The sequence below is a fragment of the Coleofasciculus chthonoplastes PCC 7420 genome, assembly GCF_000155555.1.
GTDB lineage: Bacteria > Cyanobacteriota > Cyanobacteriia > Cyanobacteriales > Coleofasciculaceae > Coleofasciculus > Coleofasciculus chthonoplastes_A.
The window spans coordinates 95,432-121,567 of record NZ_DS989846.1; the positions used below are offsets into that span (position 1 = coordinate 95,432).

A 26,136-nucleotide genomic window follows, 5' to 3' on the forward strand; every position below is an offset into this window, starting at 1 on the left:
GAGACAAGAGAAGGGAGACAAGGAGGACAAGAAAGTTAATTAAAACTCAACACTTTCTCCCGCTCCCATGCACCCAGACGTGCCGTAGCACGTCTGGAACATCTGCTTAAACAGCTACTGCTTGCTGTTGCTTCGCTGTCTGATGTTTGGTTTTCTCAAACATTTCAAACAAGTGATCTGCCCAACACTGAATATCGTATTTGGTTACGATGTCATACATTTTCGCCATCCGTTCTTTTTGCTCCTCAGGAGACATAGCCAGCGCTTGCTCAATCGATTCATCCATGCGATCGATGGAGTAAGGGTTGGTCAAAATGGCATCCGGGAGTTCGACGGCTGCACCGACAAACTCGGAGAGGACTAGTACACCTTCTTGTTTCTCGTGAGTGATGATATATTCCTTCGCGACCAGGTTTAAACCATCTCTCAGGGGCGTTGTCCAGCAGATATCTGCGGCTTTGTAGTAACAGAGCAAATCCGGTAAAGGAACGGGTTGGGTATAGAGCATAATCGGTAGCCAGTCTAAGTTCCCATACCGCCCGTTAATTTTTCCAGCTAACTGCTCAATCTGAGTTTGGGCAGTTTTGTAAACCCGCATTCCAGACGCCGACGCCACACAGGTAACCAGCATATTAATTTTGCCATGCAAGTCCGGACGACGCGCTAACAGGCGTCCATAAGCTTCTAGCTTCTCACGAGTGCCTTTCACATAGTCCACTCGTCCGGCTGAGATAATTAACTTGCGATCGCCCAAGCTTTCCTTAATTTCCTCAAACCGTTTTTGAGTTTCTGGCTTATGCAGGATAGATAGAATTTGTTGGGGATTGGCTCCAACCGGGAAGGGATCGATGTTAACTAACTGATCCTTGTATCGGATCTGGGTGGTCATTTCTGGCTCAGCCAATGCGATTCCCATAGGGGTAATATGCTCAGGTACGGGTTCTTTCTTGACAATTTCCACCGGGCGCAGGCTGCGAGCCACATTGACGAAATTCTCTGAATAGCGCGGAATATGGAAGCCGACGATATCGCAGCAGAGTAAACTATCTGTAATTTCTTCCCGCCAAGGTAAGATATTAAAAATATCCACAGAGGGGAAGGGAGTGTGGTGGAAGAACGCAATCCGAGCATTCGGCTTTAGCTGCCGGATGTAGTAGGGTACTAACCATAGATTGTAGTCGTGCACCCAAATTAGAGCATCATCTGCTGCTTCGTCACAGGCGGCTTCGGCAAATAGGCGGTTAATCGTGTGAAAGTTTTCCCAATCTGAGGTTTCGTAAGTGAAGTGATAGGGGAATGAATGCAGAATGGGCCAAAATGCTTCTTTCGAGGTGATGTGATAAAAATGCTTGACTTGATCGGCGGAGAGGGGAATTCGGCGAACGTTGTAGTTTGCTTCACCTTCCACAACAATCCGCTGTTCAAAGTTAGCTTTCTGCTTAGCATTCACCTGTTTCCAAGCAATCCAGGTGCCTTGATTGACGCCAGCAAAGAAGCTTTTCAGGGTTGGTACAATCCCATTGGGGCTTTTCTTTGCCCGATAATGCACTTTGCCATTTTCCACGACCTCATCATAAGGTTCGCGGTGATAAAGGATAACGAGTGATGATTTCATGCAACTACCTCCAGGTGTTTACCATTAAAATTGGTACAATTCCCGATCCCAATGCAACTTGGATGGGAATATAATTTGATAGCTTCGATAAATTTAGGGTTGTCGAGTGTCCACAGTTATGATTTTCCCTTTTGACTTCCTACTTACTCTAATGAGTATCTACTCAAAAATGACTCAATCGTTGGCTGGAAAACCCAGTCAGTCAATATTATCCTGATGGGAAGTCAAGATTGAACGCATTATATCAAGTCCGGTGAATTGCCCATAATAACAATGCTTTAACCGCAAGGGTTTCGGGCTTTTTTATTAAGGGTGATGGGTCCGGACATCATATTACCCGTGTTACTTATATTACCAACAATGATGTTTTTGAAGGTTGCAATAGATAAGGTCAGGGTTGTAATATCTGAGCGCTGTAGCATTGCCGATATTGGTTTAACCCAGGCTGTTGCTGATTGCAATCCCCTAAAATCCACCGATTTAGAGCGATGGCAACTCGTTGAAACAGATTGGAAGTCATTACTTAGATCGAAAATACTCTCAACAGTCTAGTTTTGATGACGAAACCGCCAATGTACGGACTAAGTTGGCTATGCCATCAAATCCTAGGGGAATTGTGTTCAACCTCGATTAGTATTTGCCGTACTCAGTACTCTGCCCATAGGACTAACGCCGTAGCAGGTTGGCAAGAGTTTACTTGAGCCAAAGCTAACAACAAAACTGGGATACCTCAGAATTCAACAATAGTCTGACATCCAGTGGACAAGGATTCATCACTTACACTCTGGTTATGGATGATATCTGCCACCGGCAGGTTTCCTTATCGAGCAGCTATCTGTAGCTACTATACTATAAAAGTATAAAAAAGTGTAAATTTTAGTAAAATTTAGCAGAATGCTTTGTCACATATCGTTAGCGATGCAGGGAGACGAGGGAGATGAGGAAGCAAATGACGAATGACAAATAACAATTAAACTATTCCCGATCGCAACGCCACCACCGCCGCTTGTACCCGGTCATCTACCGAAAGTTTGTTCATGATCCCGCGTACATGGGTTTTAACGGTATTGGCGCTGAGGTAGAGTTTAGCGGCAATCTCTGGATTACTATTGCCTTCTACGATCAGTTTTAAGACTTCTAGCTCCCGTTGTGACAAATTGGAAACATTGCCTGTGGGAGAAGGGGGAGACAGATGCTTGAGAACTTGACGACCAATTTGAGGATCGAGGTACGTTGCACCTTCAGCCGCCGCTGCGATCGCCTGGAGTAATCGTTCTACACTTGATCCTTTAACACAATAGGCATCAGCACCGCTAGAGAGTGAGGCAATAATTTCGCGATCGGTGGTATGAGAGGTGAGGATGACCACTCTCACCTCCGGGAGTTCCGCTTTAATTTGCTGAGTAGCAGCAATCCCATCTAAACGGGGCAAACCAATATCCATGACCACGATATCAGGTTGGAGTTGTTTGGTCATTTCCACGCCCATGTAGCCATCTTCAGCTTGTCCCACCAGTTCAAGCTGGGGGTTAGTGGATAAGGATTGTTCTAAGCCAAGCTGCATCATGGGATCATCTTCCACAATCACAACTCGCAAAGGTGTGGAACTGGTTGGGGAATTAGTCGGGGAGGGAAGTTCTGAGGACATGGTTCATACCCAAGTAAGGCAGTAATGCGATCGCACTTCCGTATTTTACAAAGAAAGGATGTGTTCTTTTAGATGGATAGCCGGATGCGATCGCGCTAAACATCCCGCAATCCCCTAATCGTTGCTACATCAACCTTTTTGCAAGACGGCAAATCGGAGAATATTTTCTTGAATTAAGAAAGAGTTTATTGTCGGTGATGCCGAGACTGATAGAGAAGACAGCGCAACTACCCATTTTGTATGGATGCGGATTTGCAGCTATCAGTTCTCCTCAGCTACTGGAAGACGATACTGACGAGCAATGTAATAGAAAAAGCGATAGTAATCAGCAAATTGTTCGCTCTCACAGCGTCCCTGCCAGTTGTAGCTTACATTTTCCTGGGTCAGGGTTAGGGTCATCACACTGATATCAGAGTCAACGTCTACCTGAAGTTTACCTGTTTCACCTTGTTCAGTGAAGAAATTTTGAGGTTGAGATGGATTGAGTGGTTGGGATGTACTCTCAGGTGATGGGGTTCCTAGTTGGGCAAATTCTGCCCATCCCCTAATCTCACAGTTGGGATTCTCCGGATCACGAAAGGCTCGACCATCAAGATTGTCAGGTATGGGAAAGGGTATCCAATTGTTGGGATAGAGGAACTCAAAGTTGAAGCGGGAGTTGCGGTAGGTGTTCCAGCTTTCTGGCAAATCCACATTAGTACCCTGGCAGCTTACAAGTAAGACAGCCAGTGGCGCGATTCGAGCAATGAATTTCCAGGTCATTTGTCTTTAGTCATTCGTCTTTAGTCATTCGTCCTTTGTTCATGCATGGTTCATTGTTAATCCTCTTCCCCAGCTTCCCCAGCTTCCCCAGCTTCCCCAGCTTCCCCAGCTCCCCCATCTCCTCCAATCCGCCTGATCGGGCATTAGAACCGGATAATGTAAAGAAATATTACAAAAATGCCGTCATGCTGGCTTAAGGTATTGACAGCCAGTGAAAATGCGGATAATCTGACATACATACCCGGGTAAAACGATTGAAAATAATATGCAAGACAAGCAAAAAGTTACGTTGTATCTCCCACCAGGACTTCATCGCCAGCTCAAAATCCGAGCAGCCGTTGACTCAGACTCAATGTCGGCGATGGTCGAGAGAGCAATCGTATTCTATCTACACCACCCGGAAGTGGTAGACGAGGTAGAAGCATCCTACGGGAATACTCATCGGGTATACAACTGCCCGGAATGTTCTAGCTCAGTTGTTATTCAAGATGGAGATATGGTTGCCCTAAAAAATCAGCCCAGCCTTCTGGATGATGAACTGCCTGTCGAGAAAGTGCGAGAAGAAGTTAAATCCCGTACCGATTCTCAGGGCGAAGAGGAACTTGTTCCTTGTTGATAGTGTTACAAAAACAGCTAACTGCGAGAGTTCTATTAATGATGTTTGGGCAGTGGTTGTGCCGTCTCTAAGTAGGTCGATAGTCATGCAAGAAGAGATAAGTATTCTCATTCAAGCTCAATACCCTCTAATCTACCTGGTGACGTCAGAGGAAGAGCGGACAGAACGGGCAATAGCCATGATTGCTCAAAATAAGAATCAGCAACGGCGCGTATTCGTGTGGACTGTCACCCATGGGATTGTGGAGTATGGTCAATCACGCCACATCACCCAGCACAATACAGTCTCTCCAGAAGCAGCTGTTCAATGGGTTATTCAACAAAAAGAACCTGGTATCTATATATTTAAGGATCTACATCCATTTATTGATTCTCCAGCAACAACCCGATGGCTGCGGGATGCGATCGCGAGCTTCAAGGCGGCTCAGAAGACGATTGTCCTCATGTCTCCCATGCAGCAGGTGCCGATCGAGTTAGAGAAGGAAGTGGTGGTTATCGACTACCCCTTACCGGATTTAACCGAACTCAACCAAGTGCTGTCTCAGCAATTGGAAAAAACCAAAGGGCGTCGCACCACCACGGAAACGCGGGAGAAACTCCTGAAAGCCGCATTGGGTTTGACGCGAGACGAAGCGGAGAAAGTGTATCGCAAAGCCCAAGTTAAAGCTGGGCGTCTCACGGAAGCGGAAGTCGATATTGTGCTTTCTGAGAAAAAACAGCTCATTCGTCGCAATGGTATTTTAGAGTATATTGAAGAGGATGAAACCATTGATGCCATTGGCGGTTTAGAAGAACTCAAGCGATGGCTGAAACAGCGATCGGGCGCTTTCACTGAACGGGCAAGAGAGTATGGTTTACCCCAACCCAAAGGGATGCTGATTCTGGGAGTTCCCGGATGCGGAAAATCCCTCATTGCCAAAACAACCTCTCGCCTTTGGGGACTACCGCTATTGCGGTTAGATATGGGTCGGGTGTATGATGGTTCTATGGTTGGTCGCTCAGAAGCCAACTTGAGAAATGCCCTAAAAACAGCAGAATCGATTTCACCCGCCATCCTTTTCATCGATGAGCTGGACAAGTCTTTTGCGGGAAGCAGCGGCTCAGCTGACTCCGATGGTGGCACCTCTAGCCGCATCTTTGGTTCCTTCCTAACCTGGATGCAAGAGAAAACATCGCCTGTATTTGTTATGGCGACAGCTAACCGAGTGGAACGGCTACCGGGAGAGTTTCTCCGCAAAGGTCGATTTGACGAAATATTCTTTGTTGACTTACCGAATAAAGAAGAGCGTCAGCAAATATTTAAGATTCATCTGAGTAAGCGGCGTCGAGATATAGAGCGCTTTGATATCGAACAGTTGGCGACAATTTGTGACGGTTTTTCCGGTGCAGAAATTGAGCAAGCCCTCATCGCTGCAATGTACGAGGCATTTGCACAAGACCGGGAATTCACCCAACTGGATATTATAGCGGCGATTAAAGCCACGCTGCCGCTTTCTCGGACAATGACTGAGCAGGTCACAGCCCTGAGGGACTGGGCAAGACAGAGAGCGAGACCTGCTGCAGCCTCCGTTGCTGAATATCAGCGAATGGAGTTCTAAAAGGCTTTCTCCTGCTCCCAACAGGAGGAAAGGCTAGCAAAACTTTGCTAGCAGTTTCAAAAGACGCCGCAATTTAACAGCGGCAGACCCAAGAAAAAAGCTACGTTGTCGTTTGTTTTCTATCTCTACTGGAGGAAATCTAAAATGTCTCACTTTAGCACTCTGCGTACCAAGATCACCGATGCCGAAATCTTAAAGGCTTCTTTGAGCGATCTAGGTATTTCCGTTAAAACGGAAGCTGATGTGCGCGGCTATAACGGTCAACGTGTTCGTTCGGACATCGTTGCTGTTCTCGAAGGCGAGTATGACCTCGGTTGGTCTCGCAATGGCGATGGTTCCTTTGACCTGATCGCTGACCTGTGGGGTGTTGCTAAAAAGCACAACCAAACCGAACTGATCAACTCGATCAACCAGAAGTATGCCGTTAACAAGACCTTAGCAGAGGTCAAGCAACGTGGCTTACAAAATGCCAACGTTAAACTGGTGGTACAAAAATAGTCCATCAAGGCGTTCCCAAGCTTACGGGTTAACCAATTTATTTGGGGTTGACCCGTTTTTTCAAAAGGTTATAGAACAAATGTTCTAGTCTTTTCCATAACATAATAACGGCGGGAAAACCTCTCATCCAGGGAGTTTCTCCGTCGTATTTTTGTATGGGCTTGGTTTTTGCGATCGCGTTCCGAACTGCGGTAGCCTTTTATTGGTGAGGAGATGTACGCAGAGGATCGATAATCATGGTAAACACAAAAATCCGAGTATTAGCTCGTGTCGTCGCGCATCCGGGGAAGGAAGAGAAACTCAAAGCACTGTTGTTAGAAATCGTTGAAGCGACGCGCAAGGAACCCGGTTGTATCACTTACGAGTTATTACAAAGTCCGGCGATTCCCACGGAGTTTGCCTTTGTCGCAGAATGGGAAAGTGAGCAAGCGTGGAGAGTACATTTGGACTCGGCTCACATTCAGCAGGCGTTTTTAGAAGGGGAAGAGTTGTTCGCTTCACCGCCAGATATTCGTCATTATGTCTTATTAGCTTAATCGTTCTGATTCGGGTAGGGAATGATTGATTAAGTTATACAGTAGAAAAAAACTGGGTGATCAGGATACCAAATCTCTACTGTATATTGACTTACAAAAAAGCGTATGTTTGAAGATAATTTAAGATCTTCTGAAGGGGCAAAGTATAGTAAACTTGACGAACTGTTAGCAGCAGGGCAGTGGCGAGAAGCAGACCAGGAAACGTTTACGATTATCTTGGAAATTACGGGTGCGGATAAACGCGGCTATTTAACGAATCAAGATATTCAGCAATTTCCTTGTCAGGAACTTCGGGCGATTGATCAACTGTGGGTTAAGTATAGCAGTGGTAAATTTGGTTTTAGTGTTCAGAAGCGGATTTATGAGCAATCAGGAAAGGATTTGATGGCATTTGCTGATCAGATTGGCTGGCGGGTATCTAATCGGTGGCAAAGTTACAATGAGCTGATATTTAATCAGAATGCACCAATAGGACATCTCCCTGGCGGTGGAGTCGTGGGATGGTTGGCGTGGGGAGATCTTCGTGATGATTTGTTTTCTCGTGTTAGTGCGTGCAATCTTTAGTATAAATGTCACTATCCAAGCTAGATCCCCGACTTCTTTAAGAAGTCGGGGATCTGTGTACCTCGCTTACGAATGGAAATTCTGACTAATGCACATCAGTGCATATAAACTCAAACTTTTCCTATCCCGCCGCTGTTTTATTCTCCACCGATGCCTTAACCTGCGCCATAATTTCCTCCATCTGACTCACTAATTTCTTTGCCTCTTCTAGATTTTCCTGGTGGGCGTGATCATTGAGTTGACATGCTAAATCTGACATCGATTCCACCGCCACAGACGCACTAGAACCCTTAAGTTGATGTGCTTTGTTTGCCAAAATTACCCAGTCTTTATCCGCCAATGCTTGCTGGACTTGGGAGAGAAACGTTGACCCATCATTAATAAATCCTTTGACTAATTCCAACTGAAACTCTGGATCACCGCCAGAAATTTCTGATAATGCACTCCAATCCACGGGATCTGTAGTCGTTTCAGCCGTATTTTGGCTATCTATCTGTTTGCTAGATTTCGCCTTATTTTCCTTGACCACTAATGACCATCGCTGTAACATGACTTTCAGTTCTTTCACCATTACTGGTTTACTCAGATAGTCATCCATTCCCGCCGCAATACATTTATCGCGATCGCCTGGCATGGCATAAGCGGTCATACCAATTACAATCGTATGGTGGTTTGTACCTTCTCGTTGCCGTAAAGTTTGCGTGGCTTTATAGCCATCCATCACCGGCATTTGACAATCCATTAACACAATGTCATAGTCATTCTCTGCCAATTTTTCCAGGGCTTTTTCACCATTTTCCGCAGAATCCCACTGATGACCCAGGAGGCGGACTTGATGCTGGACTAATTTCAGGTTAATTGGCGTATCTTCCACTAACAAAAGAGTTAGCGACTGCTTTGGTTCTGTTTCCGCTTTCAATTTCGATGTCTTTGCTGCCAACTCAGCAACCTCTTGTTGAAAATCCCATCCTTTGCTGGGTAGTTCCTCTTTTAGGGAGGTGGTATTTAGGTCGATATGTCCTTTTAGTTGCTCAAGGAGTTTCTCTAACTCTCCAATTAGTTTAGCGCTACTCTCGGCATTTTTTGTTCTCGCCTCATGTCGCAGTTGTTCCGCCACATCGGGCATGGTTTGCACGGCGACGGAGGAACTGGCACCTTTGAGTTGGTGGGCTTTATTGGTAACCATAACCCAGTCTTTATCAGCTAATGCCTGTTTTGCTTGGTTAATAAAACTTGCGCCTTCTTTAATAAAGCCTTGGACTAACTCTAGTTGAAAGGCAGGATCACCTTCGGAGATTTCTTTGAGACGCTTCCAGTCCACGACATTAGAGAGTAGACTACTCGTGGATTGAGCCGGAGAGGGACGTTCAGGTTTAGGTGAGACGCCTTTGACCACGGATGACCATCGTTCTAATACGGGTGCTAAGTTTTTCACCATGACTGGCTTACTCAGATAGTCATCCATTCCTGCAGCTAGACATTTTTCGCGATCGCCTTGCATGGCGTAAGCAGTCATGCCAATCACGATAGTATGGCGGTCTGTGCCTTCTCGCTCCCGTAAGGTTCGGACTGCTTGGTAGCCATCCATTACGGGCATCTGACAATCCATTAACACGATGTCGTAGTCATTTTTGGCGATTTTGTCAAGGGCTTCTTGACCATTTTCTGCCGACTCTGATTCATGACCCAAGAGTTGCACCTGATGGCGTACCAATTTCAGGTTAATCGGCGTATCTTCCACCAAGAGAATTTTTAGACAAGTGGATTGGGGTGCGGGTTGAGAGGGGTCAGGGATAGCCGATTGGGTACTGAACAGGGTGGCGGGAATCTCAGCCGCCAGGATTTTCTGTAACGATTCCAGCAATTGAGATTCTTTTACGGGTTTAACTAAATAATCGGCAAACCCGCTTTTCAGCAAGGGTTGGGCGGAATCCCCGGCGTGCATCGAGGTCATTAGGACTAACTTGGTTTTTGCCCAATCCGGTTCAGCCAGAATCAACCGTCCTAGGGTTGACCCATCGATTTTGGGCATTTTCATATCCAGTAGCGCCACATCATAGGGTTTACCCGCTTCGGCAGAGGCTTGCATGGCATTGAGGGCAATAATACCATTATCAGCTTCATCGACTTCCATACCCCTGGCTTCTAACTGATACTTGACAATTTGGCGATTAATCGGGCGGTCATCGACGATTAATACCCGTTTTCCTTGCAGGGATTCGGGGGAAATGGGTAAATTGCTAAATATGCGATCGCTCTCATTCTCCTCAGTACCCACCGGTACTTTACCAAAGGTAATTGTAAACCAGAACGTCGAACCCACACCCAGTTGACTCTCGACGCCAATCTCACCCCCCATCATTTCTACCAGTTGCTTACATATTGCTAACCCTAAACCTGTTCCTCCATATTTGCGGGTGGTCGAGGAATCGACTTGAGAGAAGGCTTGGAAGAGTTTACTTTTATCCTCTGGGTTAATACCAATCCCTGTATCCCGCACAGCAAATCGTAGTTGAAGCTTGTCCTGCTCCTCTAACTCTTGGTGAACTGACACCCGAATCACCACTTCACCGGACTCGGTAAATTTAATCGAATTACTCACCAAATTGGTACAAATTTGACGCAATCGCCCCACATCTCCCATCAGTCGTCGCGGTACATCCGTATCGACTAACAGCGCTAATTCTAAATCCTTGGCTTCGGCTTGGGGAGAACACAAATCTAAGACATCTTCCAACGACCGATTAATGTTCAACTCATCAACATCGAGGCGCATTTCTCCGGCTTCGAGTTTGGAGAAGTCGAGAATATCATTAATTACGCCCAGTAAATGTTCACCACTGACTTGCAAGGTTTTGACAAAATCCAGTTGGCGGGGATTAAGATCCGTGGTTAACAGTAATTCACTCATTCCCAACACGCCATTCATTGGCGTGCGGATTTCATGGCTCATATTTGCTAAGAATTGAGCTTTTGCCCGGGCGGCTTCGACGGCGGCTTCTCGCGCTTCTACCAGTTTATTTTCATACTCTTTTCGTTCAGTCACATCCCGGTTCACCCCAATCGCGGCGATGGGTCTACCTAGGTCATCCCGCAACGGCACAACCACGGTTTCGCAAACCCCTTTATTGCCATCTTTTCGGATAAATTCAATCTCCCGTGTCCAGCGTCCTTCATGGAGTAAACTATCCAGCATTTGTTGCGTTAGGGCGGTGGCTTCATCGGGTTGATAAACCATGCCACAGGTTTGACCTAATACTTCGGTTTTTTCATAGCCAAAAATACGTTCTGCTGCTGGGTTCCAGTCCAGGATATGACCCTTCAAATCGGTGACAATAACACCATCATAAATGGTTTCAAACATTAACGCTTGACGGCGCAATGCCTCATCTGCCCGTTTGCGAGCCGAAATGTCTTGGACTAAACAAACAATTCCCTGAATCCTGTCGGATGAATTTTTCATCACTGAGGCGGTAACAGATACGGGAACAGAAGTACCTGTTTTCGTAAAGAAGGTGGTTTCGTATCGACCCAGAAAGCCACTTTGTTGAGAATCATTTGCCTGTAAATGAGCTAAAAAATTATCTTCTTTAAAGAAACGCTCTAAGGGTTGGTCGCGCAGTTCTTTGGGAGAATATCCGGATAAAAATAATGTAGCTTCATTAAAGCTTTCAACTCTAATATTTTTATTCAGGACAATGAGTCCATCACTCAACGAACTGATAATATTATCGAGATAGGATTTAGATACCGTCGTTTCTTGGAGCTGTTTACTCATCTGGTTAAAGGTATCGGCTAAGACACTTAGCTCGTCCTTGGTTTGTACCTCAACATAGGTATCGAAGTCCCCTGCACCAATTTTTGCGGCAGCTTCTTTGAGTTTAACAATCGGCTTGGTCACGCGATCGGCTAAAATGATCCCGAAAATAATTGATACGGCGACAACTCCAGTAATTGCTGTGAGGTTAATAATCAGTGAGTAAGTTGAACTGCGATTTGCGGTTTGATTTTCTTCTTCTAGAGTATTCGTATGAAAGGTAATGGCTTGATCAACAACGGCTAAAAATTGGTCTTCCGCATTCTCTAACGCTTGCCGTTTTGCCAAAATATCAGTGCGTCGGAAGTTGGTGTCATCTAAGGCTAAAATTTCCTGGCTGATTTCTGCCAATAGCAGCTTACTAACTTTCAATTCCCGATAAAAGCTTTGAGCTTGAGGGTTATTGGCAAAGGACTGAAATTCGGCTAAATACTGATCCAGAGCTGCAACCGATTGTTGGAAGTCAACTTTGGCTTGTTTTTCCGGTTCTTCGTCTTGAGATGTTGGCGAGGTGGTGGTCGATTTTCCTTCGATCACAGCATAACTATAAGCTTTATTGGTTAACCGTAAGGAGGCTGCCTTAATCTGATTTAATGCCACCAGTTGACGGGTAGTACCCTCGGTAATTCGATTAAAATTATCATCAACATTTTTCTTTGTTTGAATTGTAATAATTCCCAAAACAGCGACCAGCGATGCCACCCCTAGAAAGCCTGAGATAAATTTGGTCTTCAGTTTCATAGCCGTCTCCCGTCACTATTTTATCCTTCGGATATTTATCAGAACATTCCGGATCATCAGGTAACACAGTCTGACAAACTTTTGGCAGAAGATTAATGTCACCTGAATGGGACGTTCTCTTATACTGTAGCCGACACAGATGCAGACGAAAAGAGGAAAATTTTTGAATAAAAATTAAGTAAAGGATGGGTGAATTTTTATTTGTGCCGATTAAAATTATTGTCTTTGGGTCGAGGCGGGTTTAGCGACAAGATTAGGGTAAGTAGTCGGACTTTCATTAAAGTTAACGGTTGAGATGAGGCAACAGGGAACAGAAAAAAGTAAGGATTTGAGGGATTGACAAATACCGTAGTTGTCTTGTATACTTACTTCATAATGGGAAAATGTGCCGACCTATAGGGTCTAATTTACGATTCTGCTCGGATCAGGAATCAGGCTAATTGTCCGAACTTTGAGCGAAAGTATTGTATTGGTAAAAATAAGCCTCAAGCCAGCCAAGAGACGGATGCGATCGCGCTTTTATTGAACCGATTCGGGGAACGTAGAATTGAGGCGACAGCGTACTATATATATTGTCTCAAAAGCGGGTTGGAGGAAAATAATCCTATTGGAGGGATTGACAGATGCGGTGGTTTTCCCTTAGGCTTACTTCATAATGGGAAAATGTAATTATCCTAACTGGAATAGTGCTGACTTAAGCGAAATATTGCAAATTCGCAGACCAGTAAATAAATGTCTTATCTTTAGGTTCAAGTAAGAATGGAACTTACTGGCTAACTCTTTGAACCCGTTTTAACGGGTTTAAGCTTTGAGCCAGAACTTTAGTTCTAGGCTTAAGTCAGCGCTCTCCTTCATAGAGAATTGCGATAACGAACAGTTGATTGCAGCAAAAAACCTATCCCCATTAATAGTAGTGGGATAGAAAACGCGGGTTCTGGAACGGATTTAGGTTCTACGCCAGCATCCTGGAGCGCAGCGTATGCATAGTCTCCCCATAAAGCATGACCTTGAGCCGTTGGATGGATGTCATCCCAGAATAAGTACTCATCGGGGTTAGAACATACACCCAATTCAGTGAAGCAAGGCTCAGTCACATTGGTGAAACCAAATTCATCAGGCTGGGTGATAACCTCTTGAAACAGAGACGCCAGATCAAACGGTATGATGTTTATATCATCATAGGTGAGACGCAAATCATCGAACATTGTCGTTAAACCCGCGTTATGTTCCGCACTCACTTGGGTGAGTTCCGCTGCTTCTCCCTGTATAATCGCTCGGGGCGTTTTGCCCAAATCGGGCAAGTTAGGAATGAAGAAATTACGAGCGCCAGCGTCCGCTAAAGCCGTCACCCCAGTAAATAAATTGTTGATGGGTTCAGTACTATCGCGAAGCCCACCCTTACTATAATCATTATTACCTGCCCATACAATATAAAGGGCGTCAGGATTAGCCGATGTTTGAGCAACATTCAGGTCATTAATAAAACCGTTAATCTCGGTGAGAACTCCTACGCCTAACTCAGGAAAGACATTACCCAATCCTGTCTGAGCGCCACCAAAGGCAAAGTTAACGCTATTAGTTGCGGTAGCACCACCGAAATTAAAATTGACCGCTGGTGGGATTGATGGAATGATTGGTTCTCCCACCGTTAATTCAGTCGATGGAATCAAATCAACTCCCAATTCCGATGTGAGAATGTCTATCCAGTTGTAGCCATTAGAAAAACGTCCTTCAAAGTAAGGTGGACTAGGGGTAATCGGTACGGGTAAACCTGACGAGTTGGCGGCTGAAGTCACATTGAAGACATTGCCGGGATCAGCGGAGCTATCGCTAAACACATAAATCTGATTGAATTGGATTGCCTCAGCACTTAGCGGGTACAATAAAGATAAAAGGGAAAATCCTGTAGCTATTGCGGTAATTTTCATCATTTTAATTTCACACTCCTGTCACGACTCTTATATACCGAATTTACATAAAATGATCATCTAAAGAATAAGTTGTATTGAATCTTTATCTTATTATTTTTTGTAAATATTTATTAGTGTAAAGACTCATTAATTGTGTTCTAATGAAACAGGTAGGTCAATAGCAGTGATAGCAGAAGGCAGGAAACACAAGTCAAAAGGGTTCTGAGGGAACAGGGAGCAGGTATCAGCACTGCAATGATACTCTTTGGGAAAGCTTGGCGGTTTCTCAAACTTAATAAGGCAATAAAGACTGGCAATGAAATCATTTGAACAGGGGTTGATTGAGCAGCAACCCATTAACCAAGGACTGCTGCAAACGATTCGCCTGATTGGAGAGTATAAGGGAAAGCAAGAGTTATTCAAAGAACAAGCGCCCCAAGTTCTGGAAACGCTGCGCCAAGCGGCGGTTATTCAGAGTACAGAGTCTTCTAACCGGATTGAAGGGATTACGGTACCGTTGGAGCGGATTAAGAAACTGGTGACGGAAAAAACAACGCCACGAGATCGCTCGGAACAGGAAATTGCTGGGTATCGGGATGTCCTAACGACGATTCACACGAGCTATGCCCATATCCCTTTTACGCCTAATATTGTTTTACAATTTCATCGTGACCTTTACCAGTTTGCGGTCAATACAGGTGGGCGCTGGAAAACGGTAGATAACGAAATTAGTGCTACCTATCCGGATGGAACTAAAGTGGTGCGGTTTCGACCCATTCCAGCTTATGCCACACCTGAAGCCATGGAACGTTTGCATGAGCAGTTTAATCGCTGTTGGCACTCGGGTGCGATCGAACCGTTATTACTCATTCCTACCTATATCCTAGATTTTTTGTGCATTCACCCGTTTTTAGATGGGAATGGGCGAATGGCAAGGTTGATTACCCTATTGCTGCTTTATAAAGCGGGTTATGAGGTGGGGCGATTTATTAGCTTAGAGCGGATTGTCGAGAGAACGAAGGAAAGTTACTATGATACGCTATACCAGTCTTCCCAAGATTGGCATGAAGGACAGCATAACTTATTACCATGGTGGGAATATTTTTTGGGAGTGATGGTGCTGTCGGCGTATCGGGAGTTTGAGACAAGGGTAGGGGTGGTTACGTCTACGAGGGGAACGAAAACGGCAATGGTGTTGGATGTGATTAACAATCTGCCCAAAGAATTTTCGATTCGAGAGTTGCAGGAGCGATGTCCAACGGTGGGGATTGATTTGATTCGTCGTATCTTGCGTCGGGAGAGGGATGCAGGACGTTTGACTTGTCAGGGGCGTGGGGTGGATGCGCGTTGGCAGAAGCAATAGGTACAAGGTACAGTTCTCTGTAGGGGCGGGTTTTACCATTATCGTTTTTTACCTAACCCAGATGTAACTAAACCCGCCCCGACTGAATGCAGTTTGACTTTTTATAGCAAATTTTAACCGATGTCAGAAGATAATCTCATTGGACTAGCAGAACTAATTGAGCAAGTTAAGCGAGAACTGCTTGCAACCTCTCCTGATCAGGAGACAGATATCCCATTTATGAGCGTCGATTCCGTTGAACTCGAGCTACAGGTGATGGTGAAGAAGGAAGGAAAGGGTGGGGTGAAAATCTACGTCCTGGAATTAGCAGGGGGAGGTAGTCGGGATGATGTGCAGAAGGTGAAGGTTACGCTCTCTCCCCTTGTGAATAAGGAGACATTGCTAGGACTCTACCGAAAACGTCACCCAGAGCGAATGCAGGAGTTTGTGGATAAGAGTATTGAAGCTCTTACTAAAAATATCGATGATGGTAGTACTCTAGGTGACCAATTCTAAGTAGGGGTGACCAAGCAAACCCGTGGAACTCTTTGAGCTATATCTGTCTCCCAACCAGCATCCCACTCGATTTAGAGCGATCGTGACTCAATCTCCTGCTAGTGAAGGGGAAACCGAGTCATCCCTACCCTTTTTTGAGGGAGAAAACGACTGGCGAACTACCCTGATCAAGACTCTGGAATCTACCAGCTTCAATCCTAAAAATTTCCCCAAGCTGGGAGAACAGGATTGGATGGTTAAAGTGGGAATCCTGACGAGCGATCGCTCTGCTTTTGACCCCCATAGGCTCAAAACGATTGGGCGATCGCTCTACCAGGCACTTTTTCCTCCTGGTAGTAAAGTAGAGAAGGCATTGCAGTCAGCCCTGCGGGTTGCTGAGGGCAAAAATACCCAACTGCATATCCAGTTTAAGTTTGAAGCAGATTCGGTGCAGCGCTTGAGGCTGGCAGATTATCCCTGGGAATTGATCCATGACGGGCAACGATTTTTAGCCCATTACCAGGTTACGTTTTCTCGCTATATTGCCCATGACACCGTTCCGCCTAATTTACCGCCAGTTGAACAAATGAATGTCTTGCTGGTTTCATCGGCTGCTTTCGATCCTGACGAAGGATTGAAACAACTTTCTACCCAAGAACAGCAAGCCATTTATCAGGGACTCCAGAATGCCCAACAAACAGGACATATTCGCCTGTTTAAACTCGAACGTGCTACCCAGAATCAGCTACGAGCCTATTTAACCGAACATCGGGGAGCAGAAGCTCCTCATGTATTACATTTTGATGGTCATGGTCTATTTGGTAAACGTTGTCTAAATGAGCAGTGTGGCACGATCCATAAAGGAATCAAAGCTGATCGATGCCGAGTGTGCAATACAGCCTTACCTGAAGCCCAAGGGTACATGGTTTTTGAGGATGAGCAGGGTCAACCCGATTATGTTAGTGCCAAAGAACTGGGCGCGATGTTGCATCTGTCAAGCTTTACAGATAGCGATCGCCAATCTTCAAGGGTGGCCTTAACGGTACTCAGTGCTTGTCAATCTGGAATGGCAGTCGCCGGAGACTCTGTATTTAATGGCACAGCTCAAAATTTGATCGGTCACCGGATACCTGCGGTGGTAGCCATGCAGTATTCCGTTAGTGTTCAGAGTGCAACCAAGTTTGCCGAGCAGTTTTATCGCTCTCTGGGACAGAAAAACTCTCTGGCAATAGCAGTAAGTCAGGGACGAGAAGCAATGGGGGCTGAAGGCAATCAGTGGTATCGTCCGGTTCTCTACTTGCGCTGGCAAGATAATCAAGGTGGACAGCTATTTGCTGCGTCCAATACTATCGCTTCGCCGATCGCGTTAACATCTAATCCGGTGGATCAGTTGGTTGCACCACCTCCGTTGCCAACACCACCATTACCAGGGTTAGTTAAACCAGTTCACCCAGTCTGGCTCAGTGGTTTGAGTCTCCGGACTATACTAACAATCAGTCTAATGGTAACGGGTACGTTGATTGGGTTACGCTTTTTTGGTCAGTTGGAATGGTTGGAATTAAAAGCGTTTGACCACCTGATGCAACTCCGAGGGGATGAAGGTGTGGATTCACGCTTGTTAATTGTCGAAATTACTGACAATGATATTCTGGCGCAAAATAGTCGTCAGGAGAAAGGACAAGGAACGTTGGCAGATCCGTCGCTCAACCGCCTTCTGGACAGGCTAGAGCCGCATAAACCTCGATTAATTGGTTTGGATTTATATCGTGACTTTCCTGCTGATCCCACTGTGCCAGGGTTAGTGGAAAATATGGGACAAAACCACTTTTATGCAGTCTGTAAAGTACCTGAAACCGACCAGCACGGTAAAAAAATTGCACCGGGTATTGATCCACCCAAGGAATTAGCACCAGAACGTATTGGTTTCAGCGATTTTGTCGTAGACATTGACAATACCGTGCGTCGGCATCTTATGGCTTTAGAACCCTTACCCGGTTCGGCTTGTCGGACAGAACGCTCGTTTAGCTTGTTGCTGGCACATCGTTATTTGCAATTAGAGCCGGGAAAAAACAGCGAGTATCACAATCCGTTCCGATCGGGGAAGAATCTGCAACTGGGTGGTATCCTCTTCCAAAAACTACAACCCTTTACTGGCGGTTATCAGGATGTGAATGCTGATGGTTTTCAAGTGTTGCTGAATTACCGTGCTACGGGTTCTGGAGCAGCAAATGTGGCTAAACGCTTGACCCTGGAACAAGTTTTAAATAATCAATTTGATCCAGAAGATGTGCATGACAAAATTGTTTTGATTGGTGTAACGGCGACTCAAGGGATTCACGATAATTGGTCTACACCCTATGGTACGATTCCTGGCATCATCGTACATGCTCACATGATCAGTCAAATTCTCAGTGCTGTACTCGATAGCCGACCTCTCTTACAAGTCTGGTCACAGTATATAGAAATTCTCTGGATTGGCGGCTGGTCTTTCGTCGGCGGTATTTTGGCAGGCTACCTGCGATCGCCCAAGCACTTGGGAATCGCCACAGGCGGCGGAGTTCTCGTATTATATTTGACTTGCTTGATCAGTTTAACAGTTGGTAATCTTTGGATACCATTGATTCCATCGGCACTGGCTTTAGTCGGTACCAGTGGAATCGTCAAATATATGGCTTTCCTATCCCGCGATCGCACCGCACGTCTACCTCACCAATCATGACGAAACTGAAGTTAGCGACTAAGGTAATTCTCCCTTTAGTCTTAGTCTCCATCCTGACTAACCTACTGGTTTTTATTCCACCGACTCAAGCACAATCACAGCGTCGCTCAGGGTTGATTGCCAAAATCAAACGGTTTTTCTTGGGTACTCGTTCTGGAGGAACCCCAACGGGACGTCACCGAGGCGGAGCCGTGCGCGATCGCTGTCCTAATGTCGATCAACCTCTAACTGCGTTGGTTCCGGCGACTGATGCTGGAATACCCTTTGTTGAGCCAACTATTTCTGAACGTCCGTCCTTTTGGTTTTATGTTCCCTATTTTCCCCGATCCCAGCGTAATGCTGAGTTTGTTTTGATTGATGAAAATGAGGATGATGTCTATGCTACGACGTTTCCCTTGACCCAACCATCAGGAATTGTCAGCCTGCAACTGCCCCAAACGATACCACCGCTAAAAGAAGGTGAGCAGTACCGTTGGGTGTTTTCTGTGATTTGTAACCCAGCTAATCGCTCGGCTGATGCAACGGTTAACGGTTGGATCGAGCGAGTTCCTGTCAATCTTGCCTTGAGCAATCAGTTACAAACAGCTACCGATAAAGCCTTGCTCTTTGCCTATGCCGATCAAGGATTGTGGTATGAAACACTCACCCTTTTAGCTCAGCTTCAACGCACCCATCCTCAGCAGCAGGAGCTACAGGATGACTGGCAGGATTTATTACAAACTATTGGCTTACCTGAGACTATTTCACCGTCTTGGACTACCTATTCTCTACCCAATTAATCTGGACAAAATTAGCTCAACTCCTACCAAGCTTCCTTATACCAATTCTCATGGTATTAGAAGGGCGGGTTTAGTTAAGTTATCAGTATGTGGCAAAATGTTATCTGTAAAACCCGCCCCTACGTCCCTGATCTTCCTCTCTACTACGGAAAGAGCGCAACTCGGTATCAATTCCACTCTCCTTGTAGCGTAAAAGCTGCCCAGTAGTAAGGAAGTTGCCATTGGGGATCTTGTAACATAGAAAGTTGAGCTTTTCTCAGTGCTTTGGCAACTGGGAGTTGCTCCTGAAATATACCTTGATAGAACCGAGTCATTAGTTCAGAGGTTGCCCGATCTTCAACACTCCACAGACTCACAACTACCCGCTCGGCTCCCGCATACATGAAGCTGCTGGTTAAACCAACCAGCCCTTCTCCCTTGACTTGTTTACCTAAGCCAGTACGACAACCGCTCAAAACAATCAGCTCGGCAGGTAACTGTAGATTAAAAACCAGTCTAGGGGAAAGCAATCCCATTTGCCATTCACCCTCTCGATTAACTCCTGACAAAACCACACCAGACTTTTCAGGATTCTGACTATCTAGAATACCGTGGGTGTCAAAATGAACAATGTTATACTGCTGCAATTCTGGACTAGCCGCATTTTCCAGATTGGCATCGAAATCAAACAATTGTCGTCGCTCCGATTCGGGAACAAAAGCCAGAATCTGTTCTGCCGATTCACGGGTTCCTGGTAATCGCGGGTAGAGTTGAATAATACCAGGAAGGTTAGGATTTGAATGGGTTCCCGTTGATGCCGTTAGTGCTGAAGAAAATAGCTGGAATTGTGGAGCCATCTGATCAGAGTTTATCACCAATCGCTTGTCCTCTAGATCGAAAACGGGGTCAGCAAATACCGCTAATTCTTGAGGCGCGGGATGACGAGTTCCTTGACGTTGGCGAATCAGAGCCAGAACTGATGCGGAGGGGAGATTGACAACTTCATGATTTACCAGCAAGGGTTGAGTTGAAGCCGCAATATTTTCAGGATCTAGCGTCTGATCAGCCTGAGGAATTGGTAAAGCACTAAAGGGGATGTATTGGAGAATGCCATCGGCTGCAATTAACAAACGCTGTTGTTTAAGTTGCTCACGAGCGGGAGCGAGAATCATCTCACTGAGTTTTATTCCAGCTTGGGCTGTTTTATTCGGTCTAACTCGCAAACTGGGTACAGTCAAGAAGTCATAGAAACGCCGTGCTACTTGTTCAATGTCTTTGCCTTTAGGTAGCACATAACTCTTGATGGTGCTAGTATTTGATTGCTCATCTCTAGATACAACCCACAAGTAGCTACGTTCCTTACCCAGAAAATACTCTAGCAGTAACGTATCCTGATCAAGTAACTGTTGAATTTCTACAAATTTCAGGGGCTGATTTAACGCCACAGCGTTTTGTTCAGCAAGCGTTTGAGCCTGAGTTTCATTGTTGATTGTTGCTGCATTAACAAAGGTTTGAAGGCTGCGTCCGCGAGAGCGTTCACTGAGTTCCAGAGCTTCTCTATCGTATCCCCGCTCTGGATGCTTCTGATGTTGTTGCATCAACAAGTCAATGTAGAACTCGTAGTATCTCTGTTTACTCTCAAGGTAGGAAGCTAGGTTGATGTATGACCCATAGTCACTACTGTTGAGTTCAAGGGGTTGAGCATCGATAATTTCTGTGTAGCTTGTACCTGTCAACTGACCGGAGACAGAATTTCTAAAATCCTCAGTTAAAGATTCAATTCTAAAACTAACACCAGCACCAGTTTCAGTCTCTTTGGGCTTTGATTCGACAATTTTAATAGCTGCTTCTATTTCATTCCGAGCTTGGATGAAATTTCCCCGACTACGTTCGAGGGATGCAATGCCATAACGAGTATCAGCTTCTCCTGAACTATCCTGCAATTCTCGCTGCATTTGCAATGCTTGATTATAGAAAGCAAGAGCTTGGTCATACTGTTTTAGGTTAGAGAATGCATTCCCAAGCAACGAAAGTGTTGCCGCTTCTCCACGGCTATTCTTGAGCTTTTGCAATAAGTTCAAAGCTTGTTGATGCCAGGTGATTGCCTCTTGGGGGTTTCCTATATCTATAAGTAATTTACCAACGGAATTGAGTGTATTAGCTCGTAAAAACTCTTTATTTTCTTGTATTTGAGAAAGTGCTTGGTTATACAAATCAAGTGCCTGCTGCTTATCATTCATTTCCTCAGATTCAGCGAGTGTATCAGCAAGATAAATCTGCCAAATTGTTTCCCCTTGAGTTCCAAAAGACGTCCAAAATGAACGTGATTGTCTAATAGATTCAACTTCATCCAAGTTTGGGTCAGACGAGAAGGAGGTGAAGAAGTTACGAGTAAAATTTTCTACAGCATTTACCCCAATTTTTGATGCTACTTTCAGTGCTTCTTCACGATACTTTTGTGCTAATTGAGGTTCTCTTACATTTGCGTAAGTTATACCAAGGTAACCTGCTGACCAACTCTCGAACATTAGGACCCAAGCCCTTGAATCTTTAGGAAATTCTGGAAACCCTTGTCTTTCATAAGTCTGTCTAGCGGATTGCATTAGCGATAAAGAAGTATGAAATGCATATATTGCTTGCTGGTAATTACCCGAACGTTGATAGGTATTACCCATATTAAAAAGAATCATTCCTTTCAGGAAGTTTATGTCCGAAAAAAGTTTTGAATTAGCTGTAATATCATCAAATGTATCGTATGGGTAGGCAACTTGATTTGGTTGCTGCTCAGTCGTCTGTACTAACCGCAGTGCTTGCTGGTAGATATCATGCGCTTGTTGATAATTTTTTAAGTCATTGTAAAGAAGTCCAATAGTATTAAGAAAAACCCCGGCTTCTACTTCAGGAGGTATAGTCTTCAATTCTTGGAAGAGTGATAGCGACTTTCGGCGATATTCGAGTGCTAATTGATACTCCTGTCGAGAAGCTGACATATTTCCCATATCCTTGTATAAATCACCAAGCTCATCATGAGTGTTGCTCAGGTTGTTAAGAACTCCGGCTTGCTCAACGAGATTTTCTATAGACTCTAAAGTTTGCAAAGCTTCTTGATAGTTAGCAATTGCCTCCGGATACTCTTTTACTGCATCGTGGACGCGACCAATACGATTAAGCGTTATAGCCTGTCTGTTTTTTTCGTTAGTCGCTCGGTAGATTTGCAGCACTTCTTGGAACTTAACTTGTGCCTTTTGATAGTCTTCCCAGTCGAAGTATATCTCACCAAGCGATCTAGTTACATCAGATGCGATCGCTTGTTGTCGTAATGCGGGTGTTATTCCTAACTCTTCTAAAGATTTTTCATCTGGTTTCTCAATAACATCTATCTCTACAGAGACTTGATTAGAGTCTTGTTCATAGTCCAATGAGACTCGCACATCTTCAAAAAAACCTAACCCAAATATTCTTTGCAGATCGCTAGCAAGTCGATCTCGCCTAAACACCTGTCCAGGCTTTGATTCCATTGCCTGTAAAATTGTAGAAATGGGTATTTTACCAGAAATAGGCTTACCTTGCTCATCTCTTATTTCCCCCTTTGTGCCAAGGAATCGAACCTGAATATCCTTGATTTTACCTTCTGAAACCGTCAACATAACCGTGCCATCTTCCGTGACTTGTGGCTGCATAATTATTGGCTGACTTTCCACCACACGAGCAAAAAAATAGTCACTTTTTTGATACCATTGGTTTAATCTCTCAATTTCTCTTGCTAAGGATTGCCATGCTAATACTACACCATACTGCTCAGAGAAAATACTGTCAATAAAATTCTGAGGTGGAGTTGGGGTTCCAACAATTTCCACCGAGCGTAACACTGGATTAAGCTTTACCTCAAACGTCAGCCTTGTATCTTGCAGCACCCATCGGACATCTGAGAAAGTGCCATAAGAATAGATAATTCCTGCATCTGCTTGTACTTTAGACTGGTTAAAGATAGTTCCTGGTTTAGTCTCAATGGCTGCGTAAATTATATCTTTAATTTGACCTTCTACCCCCGTGACTATAACCTCAGATATTAACACTTCTGGTTCTGATTCACTCGGTTTAGATGGAGTAGATGGTTGTTGTGGAGATGGGGTTGTAGAAGCTTGTGCCAGGGAGCTGGAGGTCGTCGGTTTTAGCTTAGAATATGCTGTGGTAGGCACTGGCACAGGTTTGAGTTTTTCGGTATCCGCTCCACGAGCGACTGCTAGCGAGTTTGACAGACACAGAACGATAACAGACAAGGCTATGTCGAGTTGCTGATATTCTACCACTAGATATATCTGGAGAAATTATATATGATACAGACCCACAAAATATGAATTGATCAAAAGCCTAAGCCCTATGTAGGGGCGGGTTTTACCATTATCGTTTTTTACCTAACCCAGATTCGACTAAACCCGCCCCGACTGAGTGCAATAATTAGAATCGATAACTCAACACTTTAATCATCGCACCATCCTGGGGCAAATCTGAGGGTTTCAACGTCAGCATATCGCTGTTCACCCGACTTACAGGCATTCCCTCCATCACCGTTAAAAACTCATCCACGGGTTCAATCCCATAGTCGCCCTGACAGGTTTCATCAGCGGCTTGAGTACGGAAATGAGTTGGGATGACCATCTTCGGATTCAACACCGCGATCGCGTCTTTCGCCTCCCTCGGATTATAGGCTTTAATACTGCCGCCCACAGGCACAAATGCCACATCCGGACGCCCCATGAGAATTTTCTGCTCAATTTCAATCGGTGCAGCTGCGCCACCTAAATGGAGAAGTTTAATCCCACTTTGCTCCCATTGCCATGCCACATTATTTCCCAATCGGCGTCCCCCGTAGCGATCATGAGGAATGCTAATTCCTTGGAATCGAATCCCCCCAATCTGATAAACTCCCGGTTGAAACAAAATACGCGGATTTCCTGGCAATCCCTCAGCCGCACCTTCATCCAACAACTGAGAACTAATTAAAACCAAATCCGACTCCACTTTTGGCGGACGATAACCTGCGGTACACCCGACTGTCCGAAACGGATTCACCAAAATCCGCATCCCTCCACCTGTAAACAAAAAACAGGTATGTCCTAACCACTTAACTGTCAGTGTTCCACTCGCCGACTGCGCCTCAGCCAACTGAAATTGTGAAGCCAATGTCGTTCCCAAAGTGCCAAGCACCCCTGCACCCACGTAGCGCATCAACTGTCGCCGTTTCATCGTTAGTTAATCAATACTCCTCAAACTTAAGCTAGAACCATTGGGTTTTGAGTCGATGCTGGAAGAGAAACTAAGAAATTTTGCAATAACTGTTTACCGCAATCGGTCAAAACACTCTCTGGATGAAATTGGACGCCTTGAAGATGGGGATAGTTCCGGTGTCTCACCCCCATAATTGTGCCATCTTCTACCCAAGCAGTAATTTCCAGCGCCTCTGGACAGGTGTCTCGCTCAATTACTAGACTGTGATATCGAGTGGCGACAAAGGGATTGGGCAAATTCTGGAAAACACCGACGCCAGTATGATAAATTTCCGAGGTTTTGCCATGCATCAACAGGGGGGCTGAGATAATGTTTCCGCCAAAGACTTGACCAATACTTTGATGACCCAGACAAACGCCTAAGATGGGTACAGTTGCACCAAGTTGGTCAATTAACTCACAAGAGATCCCGGCATCATCCGGACGTCCGGGTCCTGGGGAAATTACTATCCCATCGGGATTTAATTGGCGCAGTTGATCTAGGTCAATTTGGTCATTGCGGTATACCTGAATATCCGTGGCAATCGGAAATGTGAACCCAAGTTCCCCTAGATACTGCACCAAGTTATAGGTAAAACTGTCGTAGTTATCAATGACAACAATCAAAATTTACACTCCTGGGTATCTTACCCTAACCACGACAAACCATTACACTTTAATTTAGGTTAAAAAAATAGCTTAGCGCATCAGTAACAGGATGCGAGTCACCAAGGGCGGTAAAAGTAGGGAACCAGCAACGAGTAGGGCTGCGATCGCGGAGATGAGAACTGCACCTGCCGCACAGTCTTTGGCAACTTTTGCCAGCTTATGATAGGACTGTTTAACCGTCAAGTCAACCACTGCCTCAACTGCTGTATTCAGCAATTCCAGGGTCATCACTAGCCCACTGGTCAAGCCAATTACCGCAATTTCTACAGGCGGCAATTCTAACAAAATCGCCAAAGTGATTGCCACTGTGCCAATCAGGGTATGAATGCGAAAGTTCCGTTGGGTGACAAAGGCATAGCGAACTCCCGCCCAAGCATATTTAAAACTAACCATTAGGGTTGGGGCAATACACCAAGCCAAGTCTCGTTTAAATCTTTGATTCGGGTCAGACTCTGGCTGATTTTGCAGTGACAAGTCATGCACTATCGACCGGGAACCGGGAACTAAGTATTGAGAATTGGGAGAGTGAGTATTGTTATAAACCATGGGGATTGAATTCCATTGCTAGTAATGAACTGACAC

18 protein-coding genes are annotated in these 26,136 nt (G+C 45.1%); 9 read left to right on the forward strand and 9 right to left on the reverse strand.

Annotated elements, in window-relative coordinates; all coding sequences use genetic code 11:
* Positions 1-106 precede the first annotated feature (106 nt).
* The 3 genes from ggpS to MC7420_RS09515 form a co-directional block, all read right to left on the reverse strand.
* Positions 107-1,615, reverse strand: a complete 1,509-nt coding sequence (gene ggpS, locus MC7420_RS09500; protein ID WP_006100113.1) for a glucosylglycerol-phosphate synthase — start codon at positions 1,613-1,615, stop codon at positions 107-109.
* Between the two features lie 970 nt (positions 1,616-2,585).
* On the reverse strand, positions 2,586-3,263 hold the full coding sequence (locus MC7420_RS09510) for a response regulator (protein WP_006100047.1): 678 nt from the start codon (positions 3,261-3,263) through the stop codon (positions 2,586-2,588).
* Between the two features lie 261 nt (positions 3,264-3,524).
* Positions 3,525-4,025 carry a hypothetical protein gene (locus MC7420_RS09515; RefSeq protein WP_063712005.1) on the reverse strand — a complete coding sequence of 167 codons (501 nt, stop codon included), beginning with the start codon at positions 4,023-4,025 and terminating at the stop codon, positions 3,525-3,527.
* Between the two features lie 265 nt (positions 4,026-4,290).
* Here MC7420_RS09515 and MC7420_RS09520 point away from each other — a divergent pair, with 265 nt between their 5' ends.
* The 5 genes from MC7420_RS09520 (at position 4,291) to MC7420_RS09540 (ending at position 7,836) form a co-directional block, all read left to right on the forward strand.
* Positions 4,291-4,641, forward strand: coding sequence for a hypothetical protein (locus MC7420_RS09520; RefSeq protein WP_044206195.1), 351 nt, complete (start codon positions 4,291-4,293; stop codon positions 4,639-4,641).
* An 85-nt stretch (positions 4,642-4,726) separates the two neighbouring features.
* Positions 4,727-6,238, forward strand: coding sequence for a stress-responsive protein Ycf46 (gene ycf46 / locus MC7420_RS09525; RefSeq protein WP_006100306.1), 1,512 nt, complete (start codon positions 4,727-4,729; stop codon positions 6,236-6,238).
* A gap of 144 nt (positions 6,239-6,382) precedes the next feature.
* A complete protein-coding gene (locus MC7420_RS09530) occupies positions 6,383-6,736 on the forward strand; it encodes a DUF1257 domain-containing protein (protein WP_006100016.1) in 354 nt (117 codons plus the stop codon).
* A 236-nt stretch (positions 6,737-6,972) separates the two neighbouring features.
* Entirely contained in the window at positions 6,973-7,272 is a 300-nt protein-coding gene (locus tag MC7420_RS09535; RefSeq protein WP_006100285.1) for a putative quinol monooxygenase, read from the forward strand.
* A gap of 105 nt (positions 7,273-7,377) precedes the next feature.
* A complete protein-coding gene (locus MC7420_RS09540) occupies positions 7,378-7,836 on the forward strand; it encodes a GUN4 domain-containing protein (protein WP_006100372.1) in 459 nt (152 codons plus the stop codon).
* Positions 7,837-7,957: 121 nt separating this feature from the next.
* Here MC7420_RS09540 and MC7420_RS35020 read toward each other — a convergent pair whose 3' ends face one another.
* Complete coding sequence (locus tag MC7420_RS35020; RefSeq protein ID WP_006100254.1) at positions 7,958-12,394, reverse strand: response regulator; 4,437 nt, start codon at positions 12,392-12,394, stop codon at positions 7,958-7,960.
* An 851-nt stretch (positions 12,395-13,245) separates the two neighbouring features.
* Positions 13,246-14,325: an SGNH/GDSL hydrolase family protein gene (locus MC7420_RS09550; RefSeq protein WP_052307447.1), complete on the reverse strand. Its 1,080-nt coding sequence runs from the start codon at positions 14,323-14,325 to the stop codon at positions 13,246-13,248.
* Between the two features lie 295 nt (positions 14,326-14,620).
* On the opposite strand from MC7420_RS09550, the gene MC7420_RS09555 reads away from it, so the two are divergent.
* The 4 genes from MC7420_RS09555 (at position 14,621) to MC7420_RS09575 (ending at position 19,639) form a co-directional block, all read left to right on the forward strand.
* Entirely contained in the window at positions 14,621-15,667 is a 1,047-nt protein-coding gene (locus tag MC7420_RS09555) for a Fic family protein (RefSeq protein WP_044206199.1), read from the forward strand.
* A 120-nt stretch (positions 15,668-15,787) separates the two neighbouring features.
* Positions 15,788-16,162 carry a trypco2 family protein gene (locus MC7420_RS09560; RefSeq protein ID WP_006100318.1) on the forward strand — a complete coding sequence of 125 codons (375 nt, stop codon included), beginning with the start codon at positions 15,788-15,790 and terminating at the stop codon, positions 16,160-16,162.
* Positions 16,163-16,184: 22 nt separating this feature from the next.
* Positions 16,185-18,860 (forward strand): CHASE2 domain-containing protein, encoded by a 2,676-nt coding sequence (locus MC7420_RS37925; protein WP_006100190.1) that lies wholly within the window; start codon positions 16,185-16,187, stop codon positions 18,858-18,860.
* Complete coding sequence (locus MC7420_RS09575) at positions 18,857-19,639, forward strand: DUF928 domain-containing protein (protein WP_006100082.1); 783 nt, start codon at positions 18,857-18,859, stop codon at positions 19,637-19,639. Before MC7420_RS37925 ends, MC7420_RS09575 begins: the two co-directional genes overlap by 4 nt.
* 167 nt (positions 19,640-19,806) lie before the next feature.
* Here MC7420_RS09575 and MC7420_RS09580 read toward each other — a convergent pair whose 3' ends face one another.
* The 4 genes from MC7420_RS09580 to MC7420_RS09595 form a co-directional block, all read right to left on the reverse strand.
* On the reverse strand, positions 19,807-23,928 hold the full coding sequence (locus tag MC7420_RS09580) for a CHAT domain-containing protein (RefSeq protein ID WP_044206202.1): 4,122 nt from the start codon (positions 23,926-23,928) through the stop codon (positions 19,807-19,809).
* 148 nt (positions 23,929-24,076) lie between these two features.
* Positions 24,077-24,865 carry an MBL fold metallo-hydrolase gene (locus tag MC7420_RS09585; RefSeq protein WP_006100193.1) on the reverse strand — a complete coding sequence of 263 codons (789 nt, stop codon included), beginning with the start codon at positions 24,863-24,865 and terminating at the stop codon, positions 24,077-24,079.
* A gap of 26 nt (positions 24,866-24,891) precedes the next feature.
* A complete protein-coding gene (locus tag MC7420_RS09590) occupies positions 24,892-25,512 on the reverse strand; it encodes an anthranilate synthase component II (protein WP_006100129.1) in 621 nt (206 codons plus the stop codon).
* Positions 25,513-25,584: 72 nt separating this feature from the next.
* Entirely contained in the window at positions 25,585-26,100 is a 516-nt protein-coding gene (locus tag MC7420_RS09595; protein WP_006100175.1) for a diacylglycerol kinase family protein, read from the reverse strand.
* Positions 26,101-26,136 lie beyond the last annotated feature (36 nt).

Excerpts from the sequence above, each read along its gene's own strand:
- ggpS (WP_006100113.1), bottom strand. The coding sequence starts at position 1,615 with ATGAAATCATCACTCGTTATCCTTTATCACCGCGAACCTTATGATGAG.
- MC7420_RS09510 (WP_006100047.1), bottom strand. The coding sequence starts at position 3,263 with ATGTCCTCAGAACTTCCCTCCCCGACTAATTCCCCAACCAGTTCCACA.
- MC7420_RS09515 (WP_063712005.1), bottom strand. The coding sequence starts at position 4,025 with ATGACCTGGAAATTCATTGCTCGAATCGCGCCACTGGCTGTCTTACTT.
- MC7420_RS09520 (WP_044206195.1), top strand. The coding sequence starts at position 4,291 with ATGCAAGACAAGCAAAAAGTTACGTTGTATCTCCCACCAGGACTTCAT.
- ycf46 (WP_006100306.1), top strand. The coding sequence starts at position 4,727 with ATGCAAGAAGAGATAAGTATTCTCATTCAAGCTCAATACCCTCTAATC.
- MC7420_RS09530 (WP_006100016.1), top strand. The coding sequence starts at position 6,383 with ATGTCTCACTTTAGCACTCTGCGTACCAAGATCACCGATGCCGAAATC.
- MC7420_RS09535 (WP_006100285.1), top strand. The coding sequence starts at position 6,973 with ATGGTAAACACAAAAATCCGAGTATTAGCTCGTGTCGTCGCGCATCCG.
- MC7420_RS09540 (WP_006100372.1), top strand. The coding sequence starts at position 7,378 with ATGTTTGAAGATAATTTAAGATCTTCTGAAGGGGCAAAGTATAGTAAA.
- MC7420_RS35020 (WP_006100254.1), bottom strand. The coding sequence starts at position 12,394 with ATGAAACTGAAGACCAAATTTATCTCAGGCTTTCTAGGGGTGGCATCG.
- MC7420_RS09550 (WP_052307447.1), bottom strand. The coding sequence starts at position 14,325 with ATGATGAAAATTACCGCAATAGCTACAGGATTTTCCCTTTTATCTTTA.
- MC7420_RS09555 (WP_044206199.1), top strand. The coding sequence starts at position 14,621 with ATGAAATCATTTGAACAGGGGTTGATTGAGCAGCAACCCATTAACCAA.
- MC7420_RS09560 (WP_006100318.1), top strand. The coding sequence starts at position 15,788 with ATGTCAGAAGATAATCTCATTGGACTAGCAGAACTAATTGAGCAAGTT.
- MC7420_RS09575 (WP_006100082.1), top strand. The coding sequence starts at position 18,857 with ATGACGAAACTGAAGTTAGCGACTAAGGTAATTCTCCCTTTAGTCTTA.
- MC7420_RS09585 (WP_006100193.1), bottom strand. The coding sequence starts at position 24,865 with ATGAAACGGCGACAGTTGATGCGCTACGTGGGTGCAGGGGTGCTTGGC.
- MC7420_RS09595 (WP_006100175.1), bottom strand. The coding sequence starts at position 26,100 with ATGGTTTATAACAATACTCACTCTCCCAATTCTCAATACTTAGTTCCC.